Raw genomic sequence first — 23,146 nt, 5'->3', positions numbered from 1 at the left:
CCGGGACGGAGCGGCCTGACAGGAGGGGGTTCGGACCACCCGCAACAAAGGTTACGCGAACCACCAGAAAAGAATTCGTCGCGGCGGGCCGCGCGCCGTGTAACCTTTCAGCCGTTCGCGACGAACGAGTTGATGCGTGGTCGACAAGGAAACCGAGCTCAAGCGTCTGATGTTACGGGGTCTCGATGGAGACGCCGTGGCGTGGCGCGCGCTGTTGACCGAAATGCGCGGCTTGCTGACCCCGTTCTTCAAGCGGCGTCTGATCGGATGTGAGGCCGATACGGAGGATCTCGTGCAGGACAGCCTGATCGCCATCCACGCCAAACGGGCGACCTATGACCGATCGCTGCCCTTCACCGCCTGGGCCTATGCGATCGCGCGCTACAAGCTGATCGATCATTTCCGTCGTCAGGGCCGACGCCATACCGTCCCGCTGGAAGAGGCGTCCGTGCTTCTGGCCGAACACACGGTGGAGGAGGGCGTGGTCAGGCGTGATCTGAAACGGGTCCTGTCCATCCTGCCCCGGCGCCAACGCCGACTGATCGAGGACGTGCGGATCAGCGGCTACAGCCTGGCCGAAGCCGCTGCCCGCAACGGTTTCTCTGAGGGCGCAGCCAAGGTGAGTGTTCACCGCTCCATGAAGACCCTGACCGCCAGCGTGATCCCCGATGAAGACTGATGATCTGATCGACGCCCTGGCCGTGGGTCTGGAACCGACACGACCGGCCCGCCCGTCCATTGTCCTGTTGGCGGCTGGGGGCGTCGCGGCCCTGGCGGCCGTATGGCTTCTGCTGGGTGTTCGGTCGGACCTGGGCGACGCGATGCAGGCACCGACGCCCTGGCTTAAGGGCATTTACACCGCGGCTCTGGCAGGAACAGCCATCTGGCTGACCGCGCGGCTGGGGCGGCCCGGTGTCGACCCGCGTCCGGCAGTCTTTGCGCTCGCCTCGGTGGTCGCTGTCGCCCTCTCGTGGGGAGCCATCGAGGTGATCATGACACCGCCCGGGGACCGTCTGGCTGACTGGCTGGGGCGCACATGGACGATCTGCGGACGCAACATCCTGCTTATCTCTGGTGTGGCTGCGCCGTTCGTTTTCCTGTCTGCACGCCGTCTGGCTCCCACGCGCCCGTCGTTGACGGGATCGGCCCTGGGTGTTGCGACAGGCGGCATCGCGGCGACCGTCTATGGCCTGCTCCACTGCCCGGAGGCGACCGCAGCCTTTGTAGCGACCTGGTACACCCTGGGCGTGGCGGCGGCAGGTCTGATCGGCGCGGTCATCGGGCGCGTTGCGCTGCGCTGGTGAAGTCCTGCTCAACTCGGCTCGAAGCTGCGCAGTCGAAATGGGCCAGATCGTAGCTAAACGCGGTGAAATCACAGCCGACGCCGATCCGAAAATGCCCACCAGCATCTCGGCCTATCCGCCCTTCGCCTTCGCAATGCGCGCACGCCGCGCTGGCGCCAGACGCGTGATGCGTCCCGGTTCGGTCCTGCCTGTCATCAGTTGGGCCGCCGCAGCCTGACCGAACTGCGCGCCATGGAGGCGCAGGAACTGACCATCCTGTGCCCTTGTTGGCCGGGTTCAATCAGGGGGAGTATGATGACGCGGCATTGGGCGGGAGCGTTGTCCCGTCGAGTTTATTGCGTTCAGGCGCCTTCACGGGCATCGAACTGTTGTTGGGCATCGGTGACGACGCTTAGGTTGTTTTCGGCCCATTCGGTCAGGGACTTAAACGGCCCTTCGAGCGAATAACCCAGAGGCGTAATAGAATATTCGACGCCGATCGGTGTCGTGTTCAGGACGGTACGCTTGAGGATGCCGTTGCGCTCAAGGCGTCTCAGGCATTGGGTCAAGGTCTTTTGCGAGATGCCGTCGATTTTGCGACGCATGGCATTGAACCGAGCGCGTCCTCCCGAGGTGCAGACGACCTCGAGAATGAGGATCGTCCATTTGTCAGCAATCTGGTCGAGCAGCAGGCGGCGACTATCGGTGGCTGTCATCGGTGACCTTCAGAACACTTGGTTTCTTTTTGGTGCCTAATTTACTCTAAGTGTAGAAGTGATACCAGGTGTCCTTCACGCGAAATTGTGGGTTCCCCACACGAGAACAAGAATGACTCCACTCGAGGCTCTGGTCGAAATCGAAGCCATCAAACAGCTTAAGGCCCGCTATATCCGCTTCGGCGATGCGCGACAGTGGGGCGAGTTCGCCGCCACACTAACCGAGGACGTAACCTTCTTGATCGATGCCGCGCCGCGTGCATCGCCCGACCATAATGCCGTGATCGAAATGCAGGGGCGCGACGACTTCATCGCCGCCATGGAGGTTCTGTTGCAGGGCGTAAAGGCGGTGCATCAAGCCAGCCTGCCAGAAATCACCATCACCAGTCTCACGACGGCCAAGGGCGTTTGGTGGATGCATGACTGGGTTCAACTGCCGAGCTGCAACTTCAAGGGCTGGGGCCACTATCATCAGGAGTACGTCAAGGTTGATGGCGCTTGGAAAATCCAGCGTAGTCACACGACGCGGCTGAGAGTCGAAGAAGAGTGGCTGTAGGTCGGGGGGGCAGGATGTCCAGAATGAAAGTTATTGAGCTTATAGGCCCGGGCCTTGAGGCCATGCGTGTGGCCGAGCGCGAAATCCCGTCCGTGCCTGCCGGGCATGCCAAGATTCGGGTCAGGGCGGCGTCGCTGAATTATCGGGACCTGCTGATCGTCAAGGGGCTGGCGCCGGTCGCCTATCCACGTATTCCCTTGTCCGATGCGGTCGGTGAGGTCGTCGAGACGGGGGCGGGCGTAAATGGTCTCGACATCGGGGATCGCGTTTTCGCCATTTATTACCCGGACTGGCAGAGCGGCCCGATCAGGCCAGAGAAGTTTGCGCGTGATCGCGGCGCGACCGGAGACGGCGTGGCTGCTGAATATTTAGTCCTTCCTGCCAACGAACTGGTCCGGGTTCCCGACCATCTGAGCGATGCACAGGCAGCGACTCTGCCTTGCGCAGGGCTGACCGCCTGGTCGGCTGTGACGCAAGCGGGTGGGCTTATCCCTGGCAGTTCTGTGCTGTTACAAGGGACGGGCGGAGTCTCGCTGTTTGCCTTGCAGTTTGCGTTGGCGGCAGGTGCGGAGGTCTGGCTGATCTCTTCGGACGATGCCAAGCTGGAGCGCGCGCGCGCGTTGGGCGCGCATCATCTAATCAACTACCGGACGACACCGGACTGGGACGTCGAGGTCCTGGCGCAGACGGTAGGCCGGGGGGTGGATCTGGTGGTCGATGTAGTCGGTTCCGCCACTCTGGCGCGCGCCGTCAACGCAGTGACGAGCGGCGGGCGGATATCCATCGTGGGAGTCCTGGGCGGGTTCGAGGCGTCGATCCCGCTCTATCCGGTCATGACCAAGAGTGTGGGATTGCACGGCATCATGTCGGGCAACCGCGAGGACGCCGAGGCTATGGTCAGAGCGATATCGGCCCAAGGCATAAGACCGGTCGTGGACGCGACGTTTGCTTTGGAAGAGTTATCCAACGCGCTCCGTCACCTGGAAGACGGCAACCATTTTGGCAAAGTTGTAATCACCTTCGACTGATTGCGGCCGGTCTCATCGGATGGGAATTCAAGCGCAGCCAATCGTGCAATTCTGCCGTGGCGCTCGGACATGACCGTGCTTTGAAGCCCCGTTTGATGTTCCTCGTCAGTTTTAATGACTTGCCGATGAGATCGGCCAAGGGTCGTTTGCGGCTTCTAGTCCGAACATGACGGTTCGCATGACTATGGGGTGTCGAGGCTTCGAATCTCTGGCCGGGCCGTCGCTCACGATCTTCAGCAGCAGGGCTTCCCAACCTTTCAGAGCTGAGCGCTTATCGACCATGTACTCATTCATGTCATAGTGCGTGCTGGAAACCTGGGCGCCTCCGCCTGTGTCGGAGCTATGGCCGAGCACCTTGGAGCGGATTAGCGGCGAGACCCGCAGGCGCTCGCTCGTCAATGCAGTCGATCCCGTGCGGCGCAAATCGTGAACTGTCAGGTCGTCGACGCCGATCAGCTCTCTCAATCGACCCATCGCACGCGTCAGTGCGGCCGGCTGCATCGGCTTGGTGGTGTCGCGCGGGTCGTGGAAGACGGGGCCCGACATCCGGTCAGAAGGCAGGCTGGAAAGGGTTATCGCCTTGCGGATCAGTTCCACGGAGTACGGCGGCAGCGGGACTTGATGCGGGCGACCCGACTTCATTCGATCCGGGGAAATTCTCCAGACGCCTTGATCGAGATCTAGCTCTGACAGGTCCATGCCTACGATCTCCGTTCGACGTTGAAGGAGCAGCATGGCGAGTTGGAGGGCGACGCGAACCTGAGGTCCCACAAAGATTTCGTCTGACTTGATCGCTTTCCGCGGTTCCGGCTCGGTCAGAGCCCGCCACAGAAGACGCAGTTCCTGATCCTTCCAAATCCTGAGGCGAGGCTTTTGAGCGTGGAAGGGGGGAAAGCCCATGGCGGGATTGATCTCGACCAACTCCTCACTGATGCCGAAATTGTAAACCTGCCGAATGACGGCTTGGACCCGATTGGTTTGTGCGGTGATGCCCTTGCGAACCATCTCTCTGAGCAGGGACTTCACGGTCGAGCGTTTGATCGTGCTAAGCGGCAGATCGTACAGGACGGGTTGGATGTGGCGCTCAGCGAGACGCTTTTCGTAGGCGAGGGTGCTCGTGCGCTTGCGTTTGCGCTTGGGTTGCCATTCGCCGGTCTCGCAGGCCGTCCAGTAGGCATCAATCAATTTGCCGAAAGTCGCGACAGCATCCTGGCGGGCTTGCTCCTTGGCCTCACGTTTCTCGTGGAGCGGATCGCCGCCGTTTTCGATCAACTCGCGAAGGCGACCCGCCTCAAGGCGCGCCGTCTTCAACGTCATTGCCGGATACTCGCCCAGGCGATGGCGAGCGTTTCTTCCGTCGTGGCCTCGGTATCGCAGAAGCCAGACCTTGGCGCCCTTGTGACTGGCTCGCAGTACCAGGCCGGGGCACCCCGCATCTGAAAGCTCTATCCTCTCTCTGGGTAGCGGTTTCAGGCTGTTTAAGTATCGATCCGTTAGCGCGACGGTGGCCATAGCGACCTCCAAAGTTGGGACGCCTGTGGGACACAGAGTGACACAACTTGAGGGTACGCTATGAAACTGGGGAAAACAAGTATATTATTGAATCATCTGAGGTTTGAAACCGATTGGAACGAAGTGAAACTGGATGAATACAACCTCTGATCGATTCCTAAAGCCGAGGTCGCAGGTTGGAGTCCTGCCGGGGTCGCCAAATCATATTTGGCTATAAAATCAACGACATGGTCGGTTTTATGTGCGGCCCTGCCGCCCCTGCGGCAGGCTTGGGCTCGCGGCGCCTTAGACCCGCGTGGCGGCGGGTTCGTCCAGGTCGAAGCGGTCGGCGCGGGCCAGGCGCCAGCTTTCGGAATAGAAGCTGCGGCCGTCTTCGCCGGTCAGCAGTTCGCCGGGGCGCAGGAAGACGTGCAATTGCGAGAACAGCTTGATCTCGGTCTGGCTGATGCGGCGCGCCAGATGGTGGGGGCGCAGGTCGCTGGGGTGGTGGATGCCCGCCGCCGCCAGCATCTCCGACAGGCCTTTCAGGGTGGAGCGGTGGAACTGGTGCACCCGCTCGGCCTTGTCCGGCACGACAAGCGCCCGCTGACGTAGAGGGTCCTGGGTCGCGACCCCGGTGGGGCAACGGTTGGTGCCGCAGCTGAGGGACTGGACGCAGCCCAGGGCGAACATGAAGCCGCGCGCCGCATTGGCCCAGTCGGCGCCGATGGCCAGGACGCTGGCGATGTCGAAGGCGCTGGTGATCTTGCCCGCCGCGCCGATGCGGATCTGATCGCGCAGACCGGCGCCGACCAGGGTGTTGTGCACGAACAGCAGGCCTTCGCGCATCGGCGTGCCCAGATGGTCGGTGAACTCGACCGGCGCCGCGCCCGTGCCGCCTTCGCCGCCGTCGACCACGATGAAGTCGGGGCGGATGCCCGTCGCCAGCATGGCCTTGACGATGCCCATGAACTCCCACGGCTGGCCGATGCACAGTTTGAAGCCGATCGGCTTGCCGCCCGACAGCTCACGCAGTCTGGCGATGAACTCCATCATCTGCAGCGGGGTCGAAAAGGCGCTGTGGGTGGAGGGCGAGATGCAGTCCTGGCCCATCGGCACGCCGCGCGTCGCCGCGATCTCGGCGCTGACTTTTTCGGCGGGCAGAATGCCGCCGTGACCCGGCTTGGCCCCCTGGCTCAGCTTGATCTCGATCATCTTGATCTGGGGGTTGGCGGCCTGGGCCGCGAACTTTTCGGGGTCAAAGGCGCCGGTTTCGGTGCGGCAGCCGAAATAGCCGCTGCCCAGCTCCCAGATGATGTCGCCGCCGTGTTCGCGGTGATAGGGGCTGTAGCCGCCCTCTCCGGTGTCATGGGCGAAGCCGCCTAGGGCGGCCCCCTTGTTCAGGGCGCGGATGGCGTTGGCGCTGAGCGAGCCGAAGCTCATGGCCGAGATGTTGAACACCGACCCGGAATAGGGCTGGGCGCACTGGTCGCCGCCGATCAGGATGCGGAAGGTCGCCGGGTCCGCCGCGGGCGCGGGCCGGATCGAATGGCCCATGAAGTCATAGCCGACGCTATAGACGTCCATCTGGGTGCCGAAAGACCGCTCCGAGCCCTCCTTCTTGGCGCGGGCATAGACCAGCGAGCGCTGGTTGCGGGAGAAGGGCGCGGCCTCCTGGTCGGACTCGATCAGATACTGCCGGATCTCCGGGCGGATCATCTCCGCCAGCCAACGGACATGGCCGATGACCGGATAGTTGCGACGGATCGAATGGTGCGGCTGCACCAGGTCGGCGACGCCCAGCAGGGTCAAAGCCCCGGCGATCACCGGCAGGAACCATGTCCAAGGATAATACAGCGCCAGCAGCACGCCGACGATGAAGACCAGGATGCAGAGGCCGAAAGCCGAATACTGATTGAACCGCACGTGTCTCTGGTCCCTGTCGCCAGCGACCCGAATGTTCCGCCGGGTCTTATGTTCCGCGAACTATGGCCGCTGGATCGGTCCGAGGCCAGTCGGCGGCGCTGCTTTGCCCGGTTGCGCCCGCCGCGTCGGCCACATGTTCGGCCAGGTCCAGGGCCTGGGCGCGCAGGTCGGGCACGGCGGTGATCTCCCAGAAGGCGCCGCGCGTCAGGGGGCCGATGGCGTAGAGGCCGTCGGTCGGGCGGTCCTGGCCGATCAGGCGGCCGTCGCCGTCGACCTGCAGACCCAGGCCCAGGGGGTCGGGGCGGCCGTATCCTTTTTTCAGGATGTCGGCGATCAGGGGCTCGCGGCTCTGCTGGATGACGCCCAGCGGGCCGGTGCAGTTGACCACCAGGTCGAAGCGTCCCCGGATGGCCCGGCGACGCCCGCGCGGACGCCAGGCCGCCTCGACCGATCGGCCGTCCAGCGCCGTCTCTGACAGCTTGCCCGCCAGCACGGTCAGTTCACCGGAGGCCAGCATCGAATGAATGTCGCGCGCCGATCCGGGCGACAGGCGGTGGCGATGCACGTCCCACAGGGGGCGCAGATGGCGCAGGAACCGCTTGCGCTGAACCGCCGTCCACGACCGCCACAGCGGGCGGGCCGAATGGCGCAGGTGGTCGAACACGGCGCGCCAGTCGTGCGTCTGGGTCGCCTGCCGCACCTGTTTCAACACGTCGGACGGACCGCCGGCGAAGGCCTCGACATAAGGTTCGGGCGGCACGGTGGCGTGGGCGCGCGGCAGCAGACCGTGCCGTGACAGGGCGGTGAAGCGCCGTCCGGGCCGCCGCAGCGACAGGGCTGCATCCACCATGGTCAGGCCCGCCCCGATCAGCAGGATGTCGCGCGCGCCCTCCGCCGCCTCGGCCTCCAGCCGCCAGGGGTTCTCGACATAGAGGGGCGAGTTGCGCAACGCCTCGTCTACGCCGGGCGGGGAGGCGGGCTCCAGATTGCCCAGGGCCAGCACGACCGCCTCGGCCTGCACCGTCCCGCCGTCGTCCAGCGTCAGGGTCCAGCCCGCGCCGTTGCGGTTCAGCGCCCTGGCTTCGGACGCCGCCAGCGTCAGACGCTCGGGCGCGCCGTCCAGCGCCTGATCCAGCAGGTGCTGCAGATAGTCGCCGTAAACTCCGCGGGTGATGAAGCCGTCCTGCGCCCGCCATGACGGCTGTTCCGCCAGCCAGTCCGCCAGATGCCCCGGCTGATCGGGAAAGGCGCCCATATTGTCCAGGCGCACGTTAAGCAGGTGGTGGGGGTTGCCGGTGTCATAGGCCGTGCCGGGACCAAAGACCTTGCGCCGCTCGATCAGGGTGACGCGGAGCCTGGCGTTCAGCCGCAACAGGTGGATCGCCGTCAGCAGACCGCTGAATCCTGCCCCGACCACGGCCACGTTCTGGCGCCCGTCTGGCGTTCCGGTTTGCGGCATAGGCGCTCCCAACTCGACCACTCGTCCCGCACTCATAACGCAATCCGGCGCGGTTCGGTTTTCGATCTTGGTCAGAAATGCCTACCGGACAAGTAGGAAATTCTATCGTCGGCTGTCAGCGGTGATAGCCGGTGACCGGCGGGGCGCCGAACTCACGCGCCGCCTTCGGGGCCAGGCCGGCCTTTCGGCGTCGCGCGGCGCGGATGTCGGAAATCGCTAGTGGAATCAAGGTCCAGGGCTCGACGCAATAGCGGCGGAACAGGCGTTTGGGGTCTTGCACCAGACGATAGGCCCACTCGACCCCGGCCCGGCCCATCCAGCGCGGCGCGGGCTTCTGGGTTCCGGCCTCATAGTCGAAGGCGGCGCCGACAGAGAAGATGACGCAGTTGGGCAGAAGCTCCAGATTGCGCAGGATCCAGGCCTCCTGGCGCGGCATTCCCATGCCCACGAACAGGATTTCCGGCTTGAAGGCGATGAGGTCGGCGATCAGGGCGGCGTTGTCCGCCGAGCCTGCGCTGGCGTCGAAGAAGCCGTGGCGCGGCAGGATCCGGGCGTGGGGATAGACGGCGTTCAGCCGTTCCGCCGCCGTCTCGCTGACGCCGGGCTCGCCGCCGACATAGGCGATGCGCCATTTCTTGCGGTTGGCCACGCTCCAGAAATGGTCGCGCCAGTCCAGATAGGTGCAGCGGTGGAAGCCCCGGCTGTGCAGGCCCAGAGTCCGCGAGAACCAGATCATCGGCGTCGAATCGACCTCGACCATCTCGGCCTGCGCATAGAAGGCGCGCATCTCCGGGTTCTTCTGGATCAGATACAGGCTGTGCAGATTGTGGTTGGCGACGATGGTCTTGCGCCCTTCGGCCACCGCCGTCTGGACGTGGTGCAGCACTTCCTCGGGCTTCACCAGATCGACCAGCTGCCCCAGCATGTGCACGCGCTCACGCCTGCGCCGACGCTTGCGGAACTGCGGTCGCGGCGCGGATCGACGCTCGTGCGCCGGGGAGATGAAGGGTGAATCCACCATGGACGCAGGATGCAGCAGCAGGCTTCAAGGACGGGTTAGAAAACAGGCTTAACCCGCGTCAACCAATCCGGGGCGGACCCGCTGGATGACGAAGCGCGTCAGCGAGGCCAGCGCCACCCCGATGCTGTCGGCCAGCAGATCGTACAGATTGGCCGATCGTCCCGTCAGGCCCTGCACCACCTCGACCCCTGCGCCCAGAGCGATGGCGACAAAGGCGGTGCGCCACAGGCCCAGCTTGGGAAACAGAAGCGTCAGGCAGGCGGTGATGATGAAGAAGCCGATCACATGGGCCGACTTGTCGTCCAGACCCAGATTCTCCTCCGCCCCCTGAAAGGGGCCGAGCATGGCGACGAACAGCCCGGCCAGTGCGAGACCGGCCGCGCAACGCAGTATGAACATCATTTGGCGACGCCTTGATTGGGGAGGAGGGGCGTGGAAATCGTCAAAAACCTAACCGGAACAATGCGTGAGCGCTACTCCGACGCGCTTTTTGCTCCGCTTGCGCAAGAAAACGCACAAACTGAAAAAAGCTTGTTGACCCGGCCCGAGCCCTCTCGTAGATGACGCGCCTTCCCGATGGAAACGCCGCAAGGCGCTGCCGACGGGGCCCAGATGGCGGAATTGGTAGACGCGCTGGCTTCAGGTGCCAGTGGCTTAACGGCCGTGGAGGTTCGAGTCCTCTTCTGGGCACCATATTATAAACGGCGTCGTGTTTTCGAACACGGCGCCGTTTTCATTTTTCGCCTATCGCAAGCCGCGCGGCGGCTTGCTGCTTGAGGCGGTTTGGGTGAATCGGCATTTGCACGCAGCTGTGCGTTTATCGGTGCGGCCTTCGACATCTGGCCGTTCCGTCCCGTCGCCTGCGCGTGTAAGAAGCCCCGCATGACTGTTTATCTGCACGAGGGCGATCTGCCCGACGATCTGGACCTGGGGCCCGAGGTCGCTGTCGATTCCGAAACCATGGGCCTGCGTTTCGGCCGTGATCCCCTGTGCGTGGTCCAGCTGTCCGCCGGCGACGGCGACGCCCATGTCGTGCGCCTGAACCGCCCCGCCTATGACTGTCCGAACCTGAAGCGGCTGCTGGCCGATCCGAAGGTGGTGAAGATCTTCCACTTCGGCCGGTTCGACATCGGCATGTTCCAGCTGCACCTGGGCGTCGAGACGCGCCCGGTCTATTGCACCAAGATCGCCTCCAAACTGGCCCGCACCTACACCGACCGCCATGGTCTGAAGGACGTGGTGCGCGAGATGGTCGGCGTGGACCTGTCCAAGGCCCAGCAGTCTTCAGACTGGGGCGCGCCGCAACTGACGCAGGCACAGCTGGACTACGCCGCCTCCGACGTTCTGTATCTGCACGCGGCCAAGGCCCGTCTGGATCAGATGCTGGAGCGCGAAGGCCGGGCAGAGCTGGCGGCCAAATGTTTCGACTTCCTGCCGACCCGTTCGGCGCTCGACCTCGCCGGCTGGGACGAGATCGACATCTTCGCCCACAGCTGAGGCGCGCTTGACCGAACCCGCCGATCAGTCCCGGATCGAGGCCGACGAGGCCCGCGTCGCCCTGGCGGGCGAACGCTGGCGCGCGCGCTCGCGGCGGGTGAAGCTGTATCGGCGGGTCCTGCCCATCATCATCCTGGTGCTGGCGGGCGGCGCCCTGACCTGGACCGTGTTCCGCACCGTCATGTCGGGCGTGGAGCGCAAGGCCAGCCAGAGCAACGAGGTCCGCCTGGACAAGCCCCTGTTCCACGGTCAGGATTCGCAGGGCCGCGCCTTCACCGTGGGGGCGCAGGGCGCGGTCCGCGACGCCGCGACCGGCCAGTTCCGCCTGGTCGGACCGGCGCTGAAACTGAACCTGGGCGGACGCAAGGTGACGGAGCTAACGGCAGGCGGCGGCACCTATAATGAGCAGGCCCGCACCGTAACCCTTGGTCCTGACGTGAAAATCTCGGACGGCGGCACCGGCTTCGTGCTGACGACGCCGGAGGCGGTGGTCAATACGGACACCGGCGTGATCACGGGTTCAAAGGGGGTTCAGGGCGCGGGGCCTCTTGGAACCATCAACGCTTCGTCCTATGCGATCTATGATCAGGGCCAGCGCGTGGTGTTCGACGGGCAGGGCGACAAGAAGATAAGCGGTACGATCAATCCCTCGGGATCAGGCGGATGATGGCGATGAAGTTCAAAGCACTGGCGGCGGTCTCCGCCCTGGCGGTCCTGGCCCTTCCGGCCGTGGGCGACGCCCAGGTGAACAAACAGACCTCGAACCAGCCGATCGCCTTCGGCGCCGACTCGGGCGAGCAGACGCCGGTCAGCATCTCGCTGCGCGGCCGCGCCGAGGTGACGCAGGGCGGAAACCGCCTGCGCGCCGACGCCATCACCATGTTCCGCAATGCGGCGGGCGACCCCGATCGGGTCGAAGCCACCGGAACCGTCTATTTCGTCACCCCGACCCAGTCGATGCGCGGCGACCGCGCCGTCTATACGATCAACAACGGCGAAGTCGTCGTGACCGGCAACGTCATCCTGACCCAGGGGCAGAACGTCCTGACGGGCGGGCGGCTGAACTACAACGTCAACACCGACGCCGCGACCATGGCGGGGGCCCCGCGCGGCTCCGCCGGAACCCGCATCCAGGGCGTCTTCTATCCCGGCAACAACTAGAGGCCGTTCGCAGACTTGGCGCGCAAGGAACTTTCCGCACTGAACCGCGACGAACCGGTCGCGGAGCCGGTCTTGGCCCCCTCCAAGGCGGACAAGGGCCTGCGCGTGCGCAACCTCGCCCGCAGCTTCGGCCAGCGTCAGGTGGTGCGCGACGTCTCCCTGACCGTCCAGCGCGGCGAGGTCGCGGGTCTGCTTGGCCCCAACGGCGCGGGCAAGACGACCTGCTTCTACATGATCACCGGCCTGATCCCGCCGGACGCCGGGTCGATCTGGCTGGACGGCGAGGACATCACCGGCCAGCCCATGTATCAGCGCAGCCGCATGGGTCTGGGCTATCTGGCCCAGGAAGCCTCCATCTTCCGCGGCATGACGGTCGAGCAGAACGTCAAGTCGGTGGTCGAGCTGAACTATGACCGCAGCCAGATCGCAGCCGAGACGAACCGGCTGCTGAACGAACTGCACATCGACCACCTGCGCCACGCCCCGGCCACAGCCCTGTCGGGCGGCGAGCGTCGCCGGGTCGAGATCGCGCGCGCCCTGGCGGGGCGCCCGTCCTTCATCCTGCTGGACGAACCCTTCGCCGGCATCGACCCCCTGGCCATCGCCGACATCCGCTCGGTCATCCGCTATCTGGCCAGCCAGGGCATCGGCGTGCTGATCACCGACCACAATGTGCGCGAGACGCTGGAGATCACCGATCGCGTCTCCATCATCTCCGGCGGCTCGGTCCTGTTCGAAGGCACATCCGACGAAGCCATCCACGACCCCGAGGTCCGCCGGGTCTATCTGGGCGAAATGTACGCCTGAGGCCCTTCTCCTCCCCATTTCATGGGGAGGTGGCGCGGCGCGTTCTTGCGCCGTGACGGAGGAGTTCGTTCCGCATCGCCACACCCTCTTTCGTCATTCCGGGCGCAGCGCACACCCGAAACACCGGGAGCATGGATCCTTGGGACAAGGCCAAGGATGACGGGCGAGGGAGGGGATCCGGCGTCGTCAATCTATCCAACGCGCCGTTTCTGACGGGGAGGCGTTGCTGTTGGCGTCCCGTTAACCGGTTTGGCGACATTCTGGCCCCAGCAAGTTCCGGGCCAGTTCAGCGTTCGGTGGGAAAAAGCCAAGTGATCGGTCAAAAGTTAGAGGTCAGACAAGGGCAGGGGCTGGTCATCACGCCCCAGCTGCAGCAGGCGATCAAGCTGCTGCAACTGTCCAATCTCGAGCTGGAGGAATTCGTCGAGGCCGAGCTGGAGCGCAATCCGCTGCTGCAACGTGACGAGCCTGAAGGCGAGGGGCCGGACGCCCCGCAACAGGCCGAAACCGCGACCGCCGACGGTGAAATGTCCTTTGGCGACGGCGTGGGCCATGAAGCCGTGGCTTCGATGGACGCCGGGTCCGACGATGTTTACGGCGACGCCGCGCCGGGCGAGCGCACCAGCGACCGCATGACCGACGAGGCCCAGCCCGGCCTGTCCGACTGGTCCAGCGCGGGCAAGGGCGGCCAGACCTTCGAAGGCGGCGACCTCGAACGCCCCGACACCCACGAACTGTCGCTGTGGGAGCATCTGCAGGCCCAGGCCTCGTCCGCCGGATTCAGCCCCGCCGACCACGGCATCGCCCTGACCCTGATCGACGCCACCGACGAGGGCGGCTATCTGCGCGGCGAACTGAACGAATTCGCCGACCGGCTGGGCGTGCCGCTTGAGCGGATCGAGGCGGTGCTGGGCGTCTGCCACGGTTTCGAACCCACGGGCGTCATGGCGCGCTCGGTTCCGGAATGCCTGAAGCTGCAGCTGATCGATCGCAATCGGTTTGATCCCGCCATGGCGGCCCTGCTGGACAATCTGGACCTGCTGGCGCGGCGCGACCTGGCGGGACTGCGCAAGATCTGCGGCGTGGACGCCGACGACCTGTCCGACATGATCGCCGAGCTGAAGGCCCTGACGCCGCGTCCCGGCGCGGGTTTCGGCGGCGAACCAGCCCAGACCGTCGTGCCCGACGTCCATGTCCGCGCCGATCCGGCGGGGGGATGGCGGGTCGAGCTGAACGCCGACACCCTGCCGCGTCTGCTGGTCGACAAACGCTATCACGGTCTGGTCCAGGCGGGCGCGCGGTCCGACACTGAAAAGACCTTCGTCGCCGACTGCGCGGCCCAGGCCAACTGGCTCGTCAAGTCGCTGGACCAGCGCGCCAAGACCATCCTGAAGGTCGCCTCCGAGATCGTGCGCCAGCAGGACGCCTTCCTGGCCTTCGGCGTCGAGTTCCTGCGGCCCCTCAATCTGAAGACGGTGGCTGACGCGATCAGCATGCACGAATCCACCGTCAGCCGCGTCACATCGAACAAATATGTCGCCACGCCACGCGGCGTGTTCGAGCTGAAATTCTTCTTCACCGCCGCCATTCAATCGGTGGACGGCGCCTCGACCCACTCGGCCGAAGCGGTCCGTCACCGGATAAAAACAATGATTGATGGCGAGGGGCTGGATGGCGACGTTTTGTCCGACGACCGGATCGTCGAAATACTTAAGGAGACGGGCATCGACATCGCCCGCCGTACAGTCGCCAAGTATCGGGAAGCCTTGAGGATTCCGTCCTCCGTCGAGCGCCGCAGGATGCTCCGTACGGCCTGACAAGCGTGACCACAAAACGGTGATCTGGATTGACACCAAATCCAGTCGGGCGCGTTCTATCGGCATGCAAGTCCAAGTCAGCGGCAAGCAAGTGGATGTCGGCGAAGCGTTAGGCTCGCGCATCTCCCAGGAACTCGAAGACGGGGTCGGAAAATACTTCGCCCGCGGCGGCGATGGCGCCGAGGTCGTGGTCTCCAAGGACGGCCACAACTTCAAGGTGGACTGTTGGGTCCGTCTCGCGTCGGGTCAGACGCTGGTGACGACCGGGTTCGGCGGCGACGCCCACTCGGCCTTCACCGAGGCGCTGGATCGGCTCGAGACACGGGTTCGTCGCTACAAGCGCCGGCTCAAGGACCATCATATCGGGCCCAAGGGTCTGTCGCCCGAAAAGACTGAAAACGCCGCCCGCGAGGTCGCACGCAGCATCGTGCTGCGTGACCCCGACAGCGTGGACGACGACGTCTTCGGCGACGCCAGCGAGAACGACGGCCCGCCGCCGGTGGGCATGGTCATCGCCGAGACCGAACACGAGATCCGCACCATCACGGTGGGGCGGGCGGTGCTGGAGCTGGACATGACGGGCTATCCCGTCGTGCTGTTCCGCAACGCGGCTCATGGCGGTCTGTCGGTCGTCTATCGACGGCCGGACGGCAACGTCGGCTGGATCGATCCTGAGCGGACCAGCAAACTGAACGGCCAGGCAAAAGGCACGGCCTAGTTTGACTTTGTTGCGGGAGCCTCTAAACGGGCGCCCGCAACCGCCAGTCTATTTTTGAGAACCGGGTTTCCAATGGATATCGCAGATTTGCTTGCGCCGAACGGCGTGGTGCTGCGCGGCGGCGCCTCATCAAAGCGTCAGGCGCTGAATGCTGTGGCCGAGGCCGCCGCCGATGCGCTGGGCGTGGACGAGGGGCGCGTGCTGGAGGCGCTGCTGGAGCGCGAGGCCCTGGGCTCGACGGGTCTGGGCTCGGGCGTGGCGGTTCCGCACGCCCGTCTGAAAGAAGTCGACCGCGTGACGGCGGTCTTCGTGCGTCTGGATACGCCGGTGGCCTATGAGTCGGTGGATGACCGTCCGGTCGATCTGCTGCTGGCCCTGTTCGCCCCGCCCAAGGACGGCGCCGAACATTTGCGGGCTCTGGCTGCGGTGTCGCGGGCGCTGCGGTCGTCGGAACTGCGCGAACAACTGCGTCAGGCGCGCACCGTTGATGCGATCAAGGCTCTGTTCGTCAAGGACGACGCCCCGGCGACGGCGGCCTGATCACGGCTTCTGGAAGGCGGCGCATTCCCATCGCGGGGCCGCCCTCCAGTCTTTCTCAGTGAACCGAAACCGGCTCCAGTTCGTGGGCCACGGCGGCGGCGAAGGCGGTGTCGCGGTCCAGCATCACAGCCAGACGTTCGCCGTCGGCGCTGTGCACCGCATAGAGGGACTGGCCGGGATCAAAGCTCATGTCTCTGATCTCGACGGCGTCCTCCATCAGGTCCGACGCCTTCACCTCGCGCACATAGACGAGGTCAGGGGCGCCCAGGCCTGCAAAATCTTCCTTGGTCATCATCAACGGCGTCATAGGACCGCCTCCTTCATTACTGATGAACGCTCAGAACCCTGAGCGGTTCGAACTTCGATATTTTCAGCCCGCCGTGATCGGGATGCGCCGCACGGCGCGCTCGGCCTCGGGGCGGATCAGGTCGACGTGCAGCAGGCCGTGCTCGGCCCGCGCGCCCTGAACCTCCAGCCCGTCGGCCAGAACAAAGCTGCGCACAAAGCCGCGCGCCGCGATGCCCCGGTGCAGGAAGGCCTGCTCGGTCTTGCCCGCATCATCGCGCTTTCCAGCGATGGTCAGCTGGCGGCCTTCCAGGGTGATGGACAGTTCGTCGGGCGAAAACCCGGCCACCGCCAGGCTGATGCGGACCCCGGCGTCGCCGATCTGTTCGACATTATATGGCGGATAGGATTCCGCTGCGGCCTTGGCGGCGCGGTCGATCAGGGCGCGGGTATGGTCAAAGCCCAGCAGGAAGGGGCTGTCGAACAGGATGGTGCGGGTCGTCATCTGGGTCCTCGGAAAAGCGACCGACCGGCCTGTCTCCCGCAATCGGCAAGACCTCCGGTCACAGATGAAGATGGGGGCAGGCTGCGCCCGGATCAACCATCCCGGCCTGTGGGCAGCGGGGATGGGTTTTCAGCCCTGGGCATGGAATCCCCGCCGCCGAGGAGACGGCGGGGAAATAGGGGGTCAGGCGCTGGTCTTCAGCCGTTCCGTCCTGGCGACGATGTCGGTCAGGGGCACGATGCGGACGAACCGGCTGAGGGTGTTGGACCAGTCGCCCAGCAGACGACGCGCCAGCGGGGACGCCGTCGCCGCCAGATGGGCCTCGATCAGTTCGCGCAGCCGTTCGGCCGCCGCCTCGTCGATGTCGGTCACGCCCGCCAGATCGCCGTTCAGCGCCCGTTCGGCGAAGCCCGGTTGATCCAGCACGAACAGCTCGCCGCCGCTCATGCCCGCCGCCAGGTTCCAGCCGACCGAACCCAGCACGACCACGCGTCCGCCGGTCATATATTCACAGCCGTGCGCGCCCAGACCCTCGACCACGGCCTCGGCGCCGGAGTTGCGGACGGCGAACCGCTCGCCCGCCGCACCGGCGACGAACAGCCGGCCAGAGGTCGCGCCGTACAGGGTGGTGTTGCCGCAGATCAGCTGATCCTCGCGCCATTCGGTCGTGCGGACCGAAATCTCGGCGCCCGACAGACCCTTGCCGACATAGTCGTTGGCCTCGCCCGTCAGGTGCAGCTCCAGACCCTTGGCGGCGAAGGCGCCGAAGCTCTGACCCGCGATGCCTTCCAGACGCAGCTTCAGACGGCCCGCCGGTCCCTGGGCGCCGAAGCGGCGCACGATGGCCGAGGACACGGCGGCGCCCACGGTCCGCTGGGTGTTGTTCAGCGGATAGGACAGCTCCAGCGTCTGGCCGCGATCCAGGAAACGCACGGCGTCCTTCAGCACGCGCGCGTCCAGGCTTTCGGCGATAGGCTTGCGGGTCGTCTTGTCGGCCCACTTGCCTGCCGCCCCTTCGTCCACCTGAACCAGCAGGGGGTTCAGGTCCAGATCGTCCAGGTGCGCGCCGCCGCGGCGGACCTGGCGCAGCAGGTCGGTGCGGCCGATGATCTCGTCCATCGTCCGGGCGCCGATCGAGGCCAGGATTTCGCGCGTCTCCTCGGCGATGAAGGTGAACAGGTTCACCACCTTGTCGGGCGTGCCGGTGAACTTCTCGCGCAGACGGTCGTCCTGCGAACAGACGCCGACGGGGCAGGTGTTGGAATGGCACTGGCGCACCATCAGACAGCCCATGGCGATCAGGGCGGCGGTGCCGACGCCGTACTCCTCGGCCCCCAGCATGGCGGCGATGACGACGTCGCGGCCCGTGCGGACCCCGCCGTCGGTGCGCAGCGTCACCGAGCCGCGCAGATTGTTCAGCGTCAGCACCTGATGGGCCTCGGCCAGGCCGATCTCCCACGGCAGGCCCGCGTGCTTGATCGAGGTCTGGGGCGAGGCGCCGGTGCCGCCGTTGTGGCCGGCGATCAGGATGGCGTCGGCGTTCGCCTTGGCCACGCCCGACGCAATGGCGCCGATGCCCGATGCGGACACCAGTTTCACCGTGACACGGGCGTCGGGGTTGATGGCCTTCAGATCATAGATGAGCTGGGCCAGGTCCTCGATCGAATAGATGTCGTGGTGCGGCGGCGGAGAGATCAGGGTGGTGCCGGGCACGGCATGGCGCATCCGGGCGATGAACTCGGTCACCTTGAAGCCGGGCAGCTGGCCGCCCTCGCCGGGCTTGGCGCCCTGTGCGACCTTGATCTCGATTTCGCGGCACTGGTTCAGATATTCGGCGGTGACGCCGAACCGGCCCGAGGCCACCTGTTTGACGGCCGAGTTGGCGTCGTCGCCGTTCGGACGTGGGTGATAGCGTTCGGGATCCTCGCCGCCCTCGCCGGACACCGAGCGGGCGCCGATGCGATTCATGGCGATGTTCAGCGTCTCATGCGCTTCGGGGCCCAGGGCGCCCAGCGACATGGCCTGGGTCAGGAAGCGGCGGCGGATGTCCGACACGCTCTCGACCTGATCCACCGGAATGGCGACGCCTTCGCGGAAGTCCAAGAGGTCGCGCAGGGAGACGTCGGCCTGATTGCGCACGGCCTCCGAGAACTGCTTGAAGCGGCGATAGTCGCCCCGGTTGCAGGCGTCCTGCAGCAGGTGGATGGTCTTGGCTTCGTGGGCGTGGGCCTCTCCGCCCGCGCGGATCTTGAAGAAGCCGCCGATGGCGGGGGAGGGCAGGGCCTCGCCCCAGGCCAGCCTGTGACGCTTCAGCGCCGCCTGCTCCAGCCCGGCCAGGCCGATGCCGGAGATGCGCGACGGGGCGCCGGGGAAGAACTCGGCCGTCAGCGCGCGCGACAGGCCCAGCACCTCGAACTCGCACCCGCCGCGATAGGCGGAGATGACGCTGATCCCCTTGCGCGCCAGGGTCTTCAGCAGACCCGCCTCGATCCCCGCCTTATAGTTCAGGCAGGCGTCGCGCAGCGTCATGCCGGGGTACAGGCCTCGATCCAGGCGTTCCTGGAACAGGTCCTGGGCCAGCCAGGCGTTGACGGTGGTGGCGCCGACGCCGACCAGGACCGCGAACCCGTGCGGGTCCAGCGTCTCGGCGGTGCGGACCACGATGGAGCAGTAGGAGCGCAGACCCGCCGTCGTCAGGCGGCCATGCACCCCGGCGGTCGCCAGGATCATCGGCGCAGCCAGACGCTGGGCCGAACCCTGCTGATCGGTCAGCACGATCAGGGCGGCGCCGTTGCGGGCGGCGGCCTCGGCCTCGTCCATGATCCGGTCCAGCGCGGCGCGCAGACCGGCGCCGGGGCGGGCCGTGTCGGACGGCACGTCATAGCTGCAGTCGATGACCACGGTCGAACCGGCGCCGACCGTGTCGATCATCCGCTCGTACATGCCGTTGGTCAGGACCGGGCTGTCCAGCACGAAGACGTCGGTCTGGGCCTCTTCGACGGCCAGGATGTTGCCCAGGTTCTTGAACCGGGTCTTCAGGCTCATGGCCCCCGATTCCCGCAAGGGGTCGATCGGCGGGTTGGTGACTTGGCTGAAGTTCTGGCGGAAGTAATGCGACAGCGGACGCGGCAGGGCCGACAGGACGGCGGGCGGGGCGTCATCGCCCATCGAGCCGACCGCTTCCTTGCCGTCACGCACCAGGGCGTCCAGCAGCAGGTCCAGGTCTTCACGGCTGTAGCCGGCGGCGATCTGACGGCGCGTCAGGTCTTCGCCCGAGGCCGAGCGCGGCTCCGGTCCGGGGCCGATGATCGATTCCAGATCGACCATATTGCCCAGCCATTCGGTGTAGGGATGGACGGCGGACAGGGCCTCGATGGCCTCATGCTCGTCATAGACGCGGCCATGCTTCAAATCGACGGCGATCAGCTTGCCGGGGCCGATGTGCAGGCGGCGCTTCACCCGGCTTTCGGGGATCGGCACCAGACCGGCTTCCGAGCCCGCCATCAGCAGGCCGTCGACGGTTTCGACCGCGCGCAGGGGACGCAGACCGTTGCGGTCCTTGCCCGCCACGATCCAGCGGCCGTCGGCGGCGCAGATGGCGGCCGGACCGTCCCACGGCTCCATGACCGCGTTGCAATAGGCGTAGAAGGCGCTGTGCGCCTCGGGCATGACCACGTCGTCCTTGGACCAGGCTTCCGGGATCAGCAGGGCCTTGGCCATGGGCGCGGGGCGGCCGGCGTGGACCAGCACCTCCATGACGTTGTCGAGCGCGGCGCTGTCGGAGCCGCCCGGCTGGACGACAGGCTTCACCTCGCCGTCACGGTCGCCGAAGGCCTGGGCGGCCATGCGGATCTCGTGCGACTTCATCCAGTTCAGATTGCCCTTCAGCGTGTTGATCTCGCCGTTGTGGGCCATCATGCGGAAGGGCTGGGCCAGCTTCCATTCGGGGAAGGTGTTGGTCGAATAGCGCTGGTGGAAGACGGCGTAGGCCGAGACGAAGCGCGGGTCCTCCAGATCGGGATACAGGTCGCCCAGCAGTTCGGCCCGCACCATGCCCTTGTAGGCGATGGAGCGCGCGGACAGGGTGCAGATATAGACGGCCGACAGGTTCTCGGCCTTGACCGTCTTTTCGATGCGGCGGCGGCACAGATACAGTTCGCGCTCCAGCGCCTCGCCGTCCAGCGGCTGACCGGCGTCGTCCAGCGGCGGGGCCAGCATGATCTGTTCGATCTCGGGCCGGGTCGCGCCCGCCTTGGTGCCGACGACCGACAGGTCGATGGGCGTCTGGCGCCAGCCATAGATCCAGAAACCGGCGCGCAGGGCCTCGGTCTCGACGATGGCGCGGGCGCGATCCTGGGCGCCCAGGTCGGTGCGCGGCAGGAAGACCTGGCCCACGCAGATCGGGCCGGGACGCAGGGACTGGCCGATGGAGGCCACCTGTTCGGCGAAGAAGGCCTGGGGCAGTTCGGCCATGATGCCAGCGCCGTCGCCCGACAGGCCGTCGGGGTCGACCGCGCCCCGGTGGGCCACGGCCTTCAGGCTGCGGATCGCATATTCGACCACGTCGCGACGCGGGCTGCCGTCGATGGAGCAGACCAGGCCCACGCCGCAGGCGTCGCGCTCGGAGCTGCGGTCATAGGCGTTGCCGGCTTCCAGACGGTCGCGGGTTTGTTCGTACTTATCAAGCCACTGGGTCATGCCGCGACCTCCTCGGTGCGGGTCTTAAGGTAGCGATCAATCTCGGCGGCGGCGTCCTGGCCCTCGCGCACGGCCCAGACGACCAGAGAGGCGCCGCGCACCGCATCGCCCGCAGCGAAGACGCCGGGCAGGCTGGTGGCGAAGCTGACGGCGCCGACGCGGATGGTGCCGTCGTCGCGCAGGCGCAGATCCGGCTCGTGCGCCGCGAACGGCTCGGGCGAGAAGCCCAGGGCCTCGATGACGATGTCGGCGGGAATGTCGAAATCGGCGCCGGGCACCGGCACGATGTCGCGCCGCTCGCCGGGGGCCGCCTCGGTCAGCTGCATCCGCGCGGCGCGGACGCCGGTGACGCGGTCGCCCTGCGACAGCAGGGCCTTGGGCGCGCCCAGCCATTCGAAGACGACGCCTTCCTCTTCGGCGTTCTGAACCTCGCGGGCCGAACCCGGCATGTTCTCGCGGTCGCGGCGATAGAGGCAGGTCACGGAGGCCGCGCCCTGACGGATGGCGGTGCGGACGCAGTCCATGGCGGTGTCGCCGCCGCCGATCACGACGACGCGCTTGCCGCTGGCCTCGTACCAGCCCGCCTGTTCGGCGTCGCCCAGGTCGCGGCGGTTCTGATGGGTCAGATACTGCAGGGCCTCGACCGTCGAGTCCGGGCCACGGCCCGGCGCCGACAGGATGCGCGGCTGATAGACCCCCATGGCCAGCAGCACGACATCGTGGCGGTCGCGCAGTTCGCTCAGGGTCACGTCCTTGCCGACGTCGCAGCCCAGGACGAACTGGACCCCGCCTTCGATCAGGCGGTCCACGCGGCGCTGGACCACATGCTTCTCCAGCTTGAAGCCGGGGATGCCATAAATCAGCAGGCCGCCCGCACGGTCGTGGCGGTCATAGACGACGACCTGATAGCCTTCGCTGCGCAGGCGGTCGGCGGCGGCCAGGCCCGCGGGCCCCGCGCCGACGATGCCGATGGTCTCGGCGCGTTCAGCCTTGGGACGGATCGGTTCGACCCAGCCGTTCGCAAAGGCCTGATCACCCAGCCAGGCCTCGACCGAGCCGATGGTCACGGCGTCCCAGCCCGAGACGTTCAGCGTGCAGGCCCCTTCGCACAGCCGGTCCTGCGGGCAGATGCGGCCGCAGATTTCGGGCATGGTCGAGGTCAGGGACGCGACGCGCCACGCCTCGCGCGGCTCGTTCTCGGCCGACAGGCGCAGCCAGTCGGGGATATTGTTCTGCAGCGGGCAGGCGTTCTGACAGAACGGCACCCCGCAGTCGGTGCAGCGTGACGCCTGTTTCTCGGCCGTCTCGGTCGAATGGGGAATCGTAATCTCCCCGAATCCGCGCGCACGCAGTTCGGCTGAGGCCTTGGAGAGGCGGCGCGGCTCTACGACGAAAGTCCCGCCTTGCTTTATGGTTTTATGGGTCACTTTTCGCATATGCAGCAATCAGCCCATATCAGGCAAATATTATTGCTGTGAGCGGTTCTCAGTTGCGAAAATAGCAAGAAACATTCGCAAGCGCCTCATTGCGCGCCGAAAACGTGTGACTGAGCGGCGCGTTGACGCAATGGTCTTCAAGGGGTTTCAGGGGGTGCGACAATATGGAACCGCCTCTGCACCCAAGCGTTGCAAAACCCTG

At 65.9% G+C, this 23,146-nt stretch carries 22 protein-coding genes and 1 tRNA gene; 13 read left to right on the top strand and 10 right to left on the bottom strand.

What is annotated here, in order from left to right; genetic code table 11:
• Positions 1–136: 136 nt before the first annotated feature.
• Genes KWG56_RS11795 through KWG56_RS11785 form a run of 3 tightly spaced genes read left to right on the top strand, consistent with a single transcriptional unit; the run spans position 137 to position 1,521 of the window.
• Positions 137–679, top strand: a complete 543-nt coding sequence (locus KWG56_RS11795) for a sigma-70 family RNA polymerase sigma factor (RefSeq protein WP_219354899.1) — start codon at positions 137–139, stop codon at positions 677–679.
• The gene (locus KWG56_RS11790; protein WP_219354898.1) at positions 669–1,304 is read left to right on the top strand and encodes an NrsF family protein; all 636 of its coding nucleotides are present in this window, start codon (positions 669–671) and stop codon (positions 1,302–1,304) included. Before KWG56_RS11795 ends, KWG56_RS11790 begins: the two co-directional genes overlap by 11 nt.
• A gap of 37 nt (positions 1,305–1,341) precedes the next feature.
• Entirely contained in the window at positions 1,342–1,521 is a 180-nt protein-coding gene (locus tag KWG56_RS11785) for a hypothetical protein (RefSeq protein ID WP_219354897.1), read from the top strand.
• 124 nt (positions 1,522–1,645) lie between these two features.
• On the opposite strand, the gene KWG56_RS11780 is transcribed toward KWG56_RS11785, so the two are convergent.
• A complete protein-coding gene (locus tag KWG56_RS11780) occupies positions 1,646–1,999 on the bottom strand; it encodes a winged helix-turn-helix transcriptional regulator (RefSeq protein ID WP_219354896.1) in 354 nt (117 codons plus the stop codon).
• Positions 2,000–2,111: 112 nt separating this feature from the next.
• Here KWG56_RS11780 and KWG56_RS11775 point away from each other — a divergent pair, with 112 nt between their 5' ends.
• Both KWG56_RS11775 and KWG56_RS11770 read left to right on the top strand, forming a co-directional pair.
• Entirely contained in the window at positions 2,112–2,555 is a 444-nt protein-coding gene (locus tag KWG56_RS11775; RefSeq protein ID WP_219354895.1) for a nuclear transport factor 2 family protein, read from the top strand.
• Between the two features lie 23 nt (positions 2,556–2,578).
• Positions 2,579–3,583: a zinc-dependent alcohol dehydrogenase family protein gene (locus KWG56_RS11770; protein ID WP_219354894.1), complete on the top strand. Its 1,005-nt coding sequence runs from the start codon at positions 2,579–2,581 to the stop codon at positions 3,581–3,583.
• A 111-nt stretch (positions 3,584–3,694) separates the two neighbouring features.
• Here KWG56_RS11770 and KWG56_RS11765 read toward each other — a convergent pair whose 3' ends face one another.
• From KWG56_RS11765 to KWG56_RS11745, 5 genes are all read right to left on the bottom strand, one after another.
• Positions 3,695–5,095: a tyrosine-type recombinase/integrase gene (locus KWG56_RS11765; RefSeq protein WP_219354893.1), complete on the bottom strand. Its 1,401-nt coding sequence runs from the start codon at positions 5,093–5,095 to the stop codon at positions 3,695–3,697.
• Between the two features lie 285 nt (positions 5,096–5,380).
• On the bottom strand, positions 5,381–7,000 hold the full coding sequence (locus tag KWG56_RS11760) for an FMN-binding glutamate synthase family protein (RefSeq protein WP_219354892.1): 1,620 nt from the start codon (positions 6,998–7,000) through the stop codon (positions 5,381–5,383).
• Positions 7,001–7,046: 46 nt separating this feature from the next.
• The gene (locus KWG56_RS11755) at positions 7,047–8,459 is read right to left on the bottom strand and encodes an FAD/NAD(P)-binding protein (RefSeq protein WP_219354891.1); all 1,413 of its coding nucleotides are present in this window, start codon (positions 8,457–8,459) and stop codon (positions 7,047–7,049) included.
• 115 nt (positions 8,460–8,574) lie between these two features.
• The gene (locus KWG56_RS11750) at positions 8,575–9,384 is read right to left on the bottom strand and encodes a WecB/TagA/CpsF family glycosyltransferase (RefSeq protein WP_244999492.1); all 810 of its coding nucleotides are present in this window, start codon (positions 9,382–9,384) and stop codon (positions 8,575–8,577) included.
• Between the two features lie 144 nt (positions 9,385–9,528).
• A complete protein-coding gene (locus tag KWG56_RS11745; RefSeq protein WP_219354889.1) occupies positions 9,529–9,882 on the bottom strand; it encodes a VanZ family protein in 354 nt (117 codons plus the stop codon).
• Positions 9,883–10,086: 204 nt separating this feature from the next.
• On the opposite strand from KWG56_RS11745, the gene KWG56_RS11740 reads away from it, so the two are divergent.
• The 8 genes from KWG56_RS11740 to KWG56_RS11705 all read left to right on the top strand — a co-directional run bounded on the left by KWG56_RS11740 (position 10,087) and on the right by KWG56_RS11705 (position 16,020).
• Positions 10,087–10,173 (top strand) — tRNA-Leu (locus tag KWG56_RS11740).
• 189 nt (positions 10,174–10,362) lie between these two features.
• Positions 10,363–10,977, top strand: a complete 615-nt coding sequence (locus KWG56_RS11735; RefSeq protein ID WP_201096366.1) for a ribonuclease D — start codon at positions 10,363–10,365, stop codon at positions 10,975–10,977.
• Positions 10,978–10,984: 7 nt separating this feature from the next.
• Positions 10,985–11,644, top strand: coding sequence for an LPS export ABC transporter periplasmic protein LptC (lptC, locus tag KWG56_RS11730; RefSeq protein WP_219354888.1), 660 nt, complete (start codon positions 10,985–10,987; stop codon positions 11,642–11,644).
• Positions 11,645–11,649: 5 nt separating this feature from the next.
• Positions 11,650–12,138 (top strand): LptA/OstA family protein, encoded by a 489-nt coding sequence (locus KWG56_RS11725; protein WP_219354887.1) that lies wholly within the window; start codon positions 11,650–11,652, stop codon positions 12,136–12,138.
• A gap of 72 nt (positions 12,139–12,210) precedes the next feature.
• Positions 12,211–12,945 carry an LPS export ABC transporter ATP-binding protein gene (lptB, locus tag KWG56_RS11720; protein ID WP_236260997.1) on the top strand — a complete coding sequence of 245 codons (735 nt, stop codon included), beginning with the start codon at positions 12,211–12,213 and terminating at the stop codon, positions 12,943–12,945.
• A gap of 311 nt (positions 12,946–13,256) precedes the next feature.
• Entirely contained in the window at positions 13,257–14,762 is a 1,506-nt protein-coding gene (gene rpoN, locus KWG56_RS11715) for an RNA polymerase factor sigma-54 (RefSeq protein ID WP_219354886.1), read from the top strand.
• 64 nt (positions 14,763–14,826) lie between these two features.
• Complete coding sequence (gene hpf, locus KWG56_RS11710) at positions 14,827–15,480, top strand: ribosome hibernation-promoting factor, HPF/YfiA family (protein ID WP_201096371.1); 654 nt, start codon at positions 14,827–14,829, stop codon at positions 15,478–15,480.
• A 72-nt stretch (positions 15,481–15,552) separates the two neighbouring features.
• Positions 15,553–16,020 (top strand): PTS sugar transporter subunit IIA, encoded by a 468-nt coding sequence (locus KWG56_RS11705; protein WP_219354885.1) that lies wholly within the window; start codon positions 15,553–15,555, stop codon positions 16,018–16,020.
• A 55-nt stretch (positions 16,021–16,075) separates the two neighbouring features.
• Here the strand turns inward: KWG56_RS11705 and KWG56_RS11700 are convergent, their stop codons facing one another.
• From KWG56_RS11700 to KWG56_RS11685, 4 genes are all read right to left on the bottom strand, one after another.
• Positions 16,076–16,327: a DUF1150 family protein gene (locus KWG56_RS11700; RefSeq protein WP_201096373.1), complete on the bottom strand. Its 252-nt coding sequence runs from the start codon at positions 16,325–16,327 to the stop codon at positions 16,076–16,078.
• Between the two features lie 63 nt (positions 16,328–16,390).
• On the bottom strand, positions 16,391–16,810 hold the full coding sequence (locus KWG56_RS11695; RefSeq protein WP_219354884.1) for an Hsp20 family protein: 420 nt from the start codon (positions 16,808–16,810) through the stop codon (positions 16,391–16,393).
• Between the two features lie 183 nt (positions 16,811–16,993).
• Positions 16,994–21,508: a glutamate synthase large subunit gene (gltB, locus tag KWG56_RS11690; RefSeq protein WP_219354883.1), complete on the bottom strand. Its 4,515-nt coding sequence runs from the start codon at positions 21,506–21,508 to the stop codon at positions 16,994–16,996.
• On the bottom strand, positions 21,505–22,935 hold the full coding sequence (locus KWG56_RS11685; RefSeq protein ID WP_244999491.1) for an NAD(P)-dependent oxidoreductase: 1,431 nt from the start codon (positions 22,933–22,935) through the stop codon (positions 21,505–21,507). The genes gltB and KWG56_RS11685 overlap by 4 nt, the downstream gene beginning before the upstream one ends.
• Positions 22,936–23,146 lie beyond the last annotated feature (211 nt).

It is taken from the genome of Brevundimonas nasdae (genome assembly GCF_019395145.1).
GTDB lineage: Bacteria > Pseudomonadota > Alphaproteobacteria > Caulobacterales > Caulobacteraceae > Brevundimonas > Brevundimonas nasdae.
Note: the sequence above shows the minus strand (reverse complement) of the source record. Positions and strands in the feature narration are given on the sequence as shown.

Bases quoted from the DNA above. Each gene is read 5' to 3' on its own strand.
- KWG56_RS11735 (WP_201096366.1), top strand. From the start codon at position 10,363: ATGACTGTTTATCTGCACGAGGGCGATCTGCCCGACGATCTGGACCTG.
- KWG56_RS11765 (WP_219354893.1), bottom strand. From the start codon at position 5,095: ATGGCCACCGTCGCGCTAACGGATCGATACTTAAACAGCCTGAAACCG.
- KWG56_RS11705 (WP_219354885.1), top strand. From the start codon at position 15,553: ATGGATATCGCAGATTTGCTTGCGCCGAACGGCGTGGTGCTGCGCGGC.
- KWG56_RS11725 (WP_219354887.1), top strand. From the start codon at position 11,650: ATGAAGTTCAAAGCACTGGCGGCGGTCTCCGCCCTGGCGGTCCTGGCC.
- KWG56_RS11785 (WP_219354897.1), top strand. From the start codon at position 1,342: ATGGGCCAGATCGTAGCTAAACGCGGTGAAATCACAGCCGACGCCGAT.
- KWG56_RS11770 (WP_219354894.1), top strand. From the start codon at position 2,579: ATGAAAGTTATTGAGCTTATAGGCCCGGGCCTTGAGGCCATGCGTGTG.
- KWG56_RS11745 (WP_219354889.1), bottom strand. From the start codon at position 9,882: ATGATGTTCATACTGCGTTGCGCGGCCGGTCTCGCACTGGCCGGGCTG.
- gltB (WP_219354883.1), bottom strand. From the start codon at position 21,508: ATGACCCAGTGGCTTGATAAGTACGAACAAACCCGCGACCGTCTGGAA.
- KWG56_RS11780 (WP_219354896.1), bottom strand. From the start codon at position 1,999: ATGACAGCCACCGATAGTCGCCGCCTGCTGCTCGACCAGATTGCTGAC.
- KWG56_RS11700 (WP_201096373.1), bottom strand. From the start codon at position 16,327: ATGACGCCGTTGATGATGACCAAGGAAGATTTTGCAGGCCTGGGCGCC.
- KWG56_RS11775 (WP_219354895.1), top strand. From the start codon at position 2,112: ATGACTCCACTCGAGGCTCTGGTCGAAATCGAAGCCATCAAACAGCTT.
- hpf (WP_201096371.1), top strand. From the start codon at position 14,827: ATGCAAGTCCAAGTCAGCGGCAAGCAAGTGGATGTCGGCGAAGCGTTA.
- KWG56_RS11750 (WP_244999492.1), bottom strand. From the start codon at position 9,384: ATGCTGGGGCAGCTGGTCGATCTGGTGAAGCCCGAGGAAGTGCTGCAC.
- KWG56_RS11755 (WP_219354891.1), bottom strand. From the start codon at position 8,459: ATGCCGCAAACCGGAACGCCAGACGGGCGCCAGAACGTGGCCGTGGTC.
- KWG56_RS11790 (WP_219354898.1), top strand. From the start codon at position 669: ATGAAGACTGATGATCTGATCGACGCCCTGGCCGTGGGTCTGGAACCG.
- KWG56_RS11695 (WP_219354884.1), bottom strand. From the start codon at position 16,810: ATGACGACCCGCACCATCCTGTTCGACAGCCCCTTCCTGCTGGGCTTT.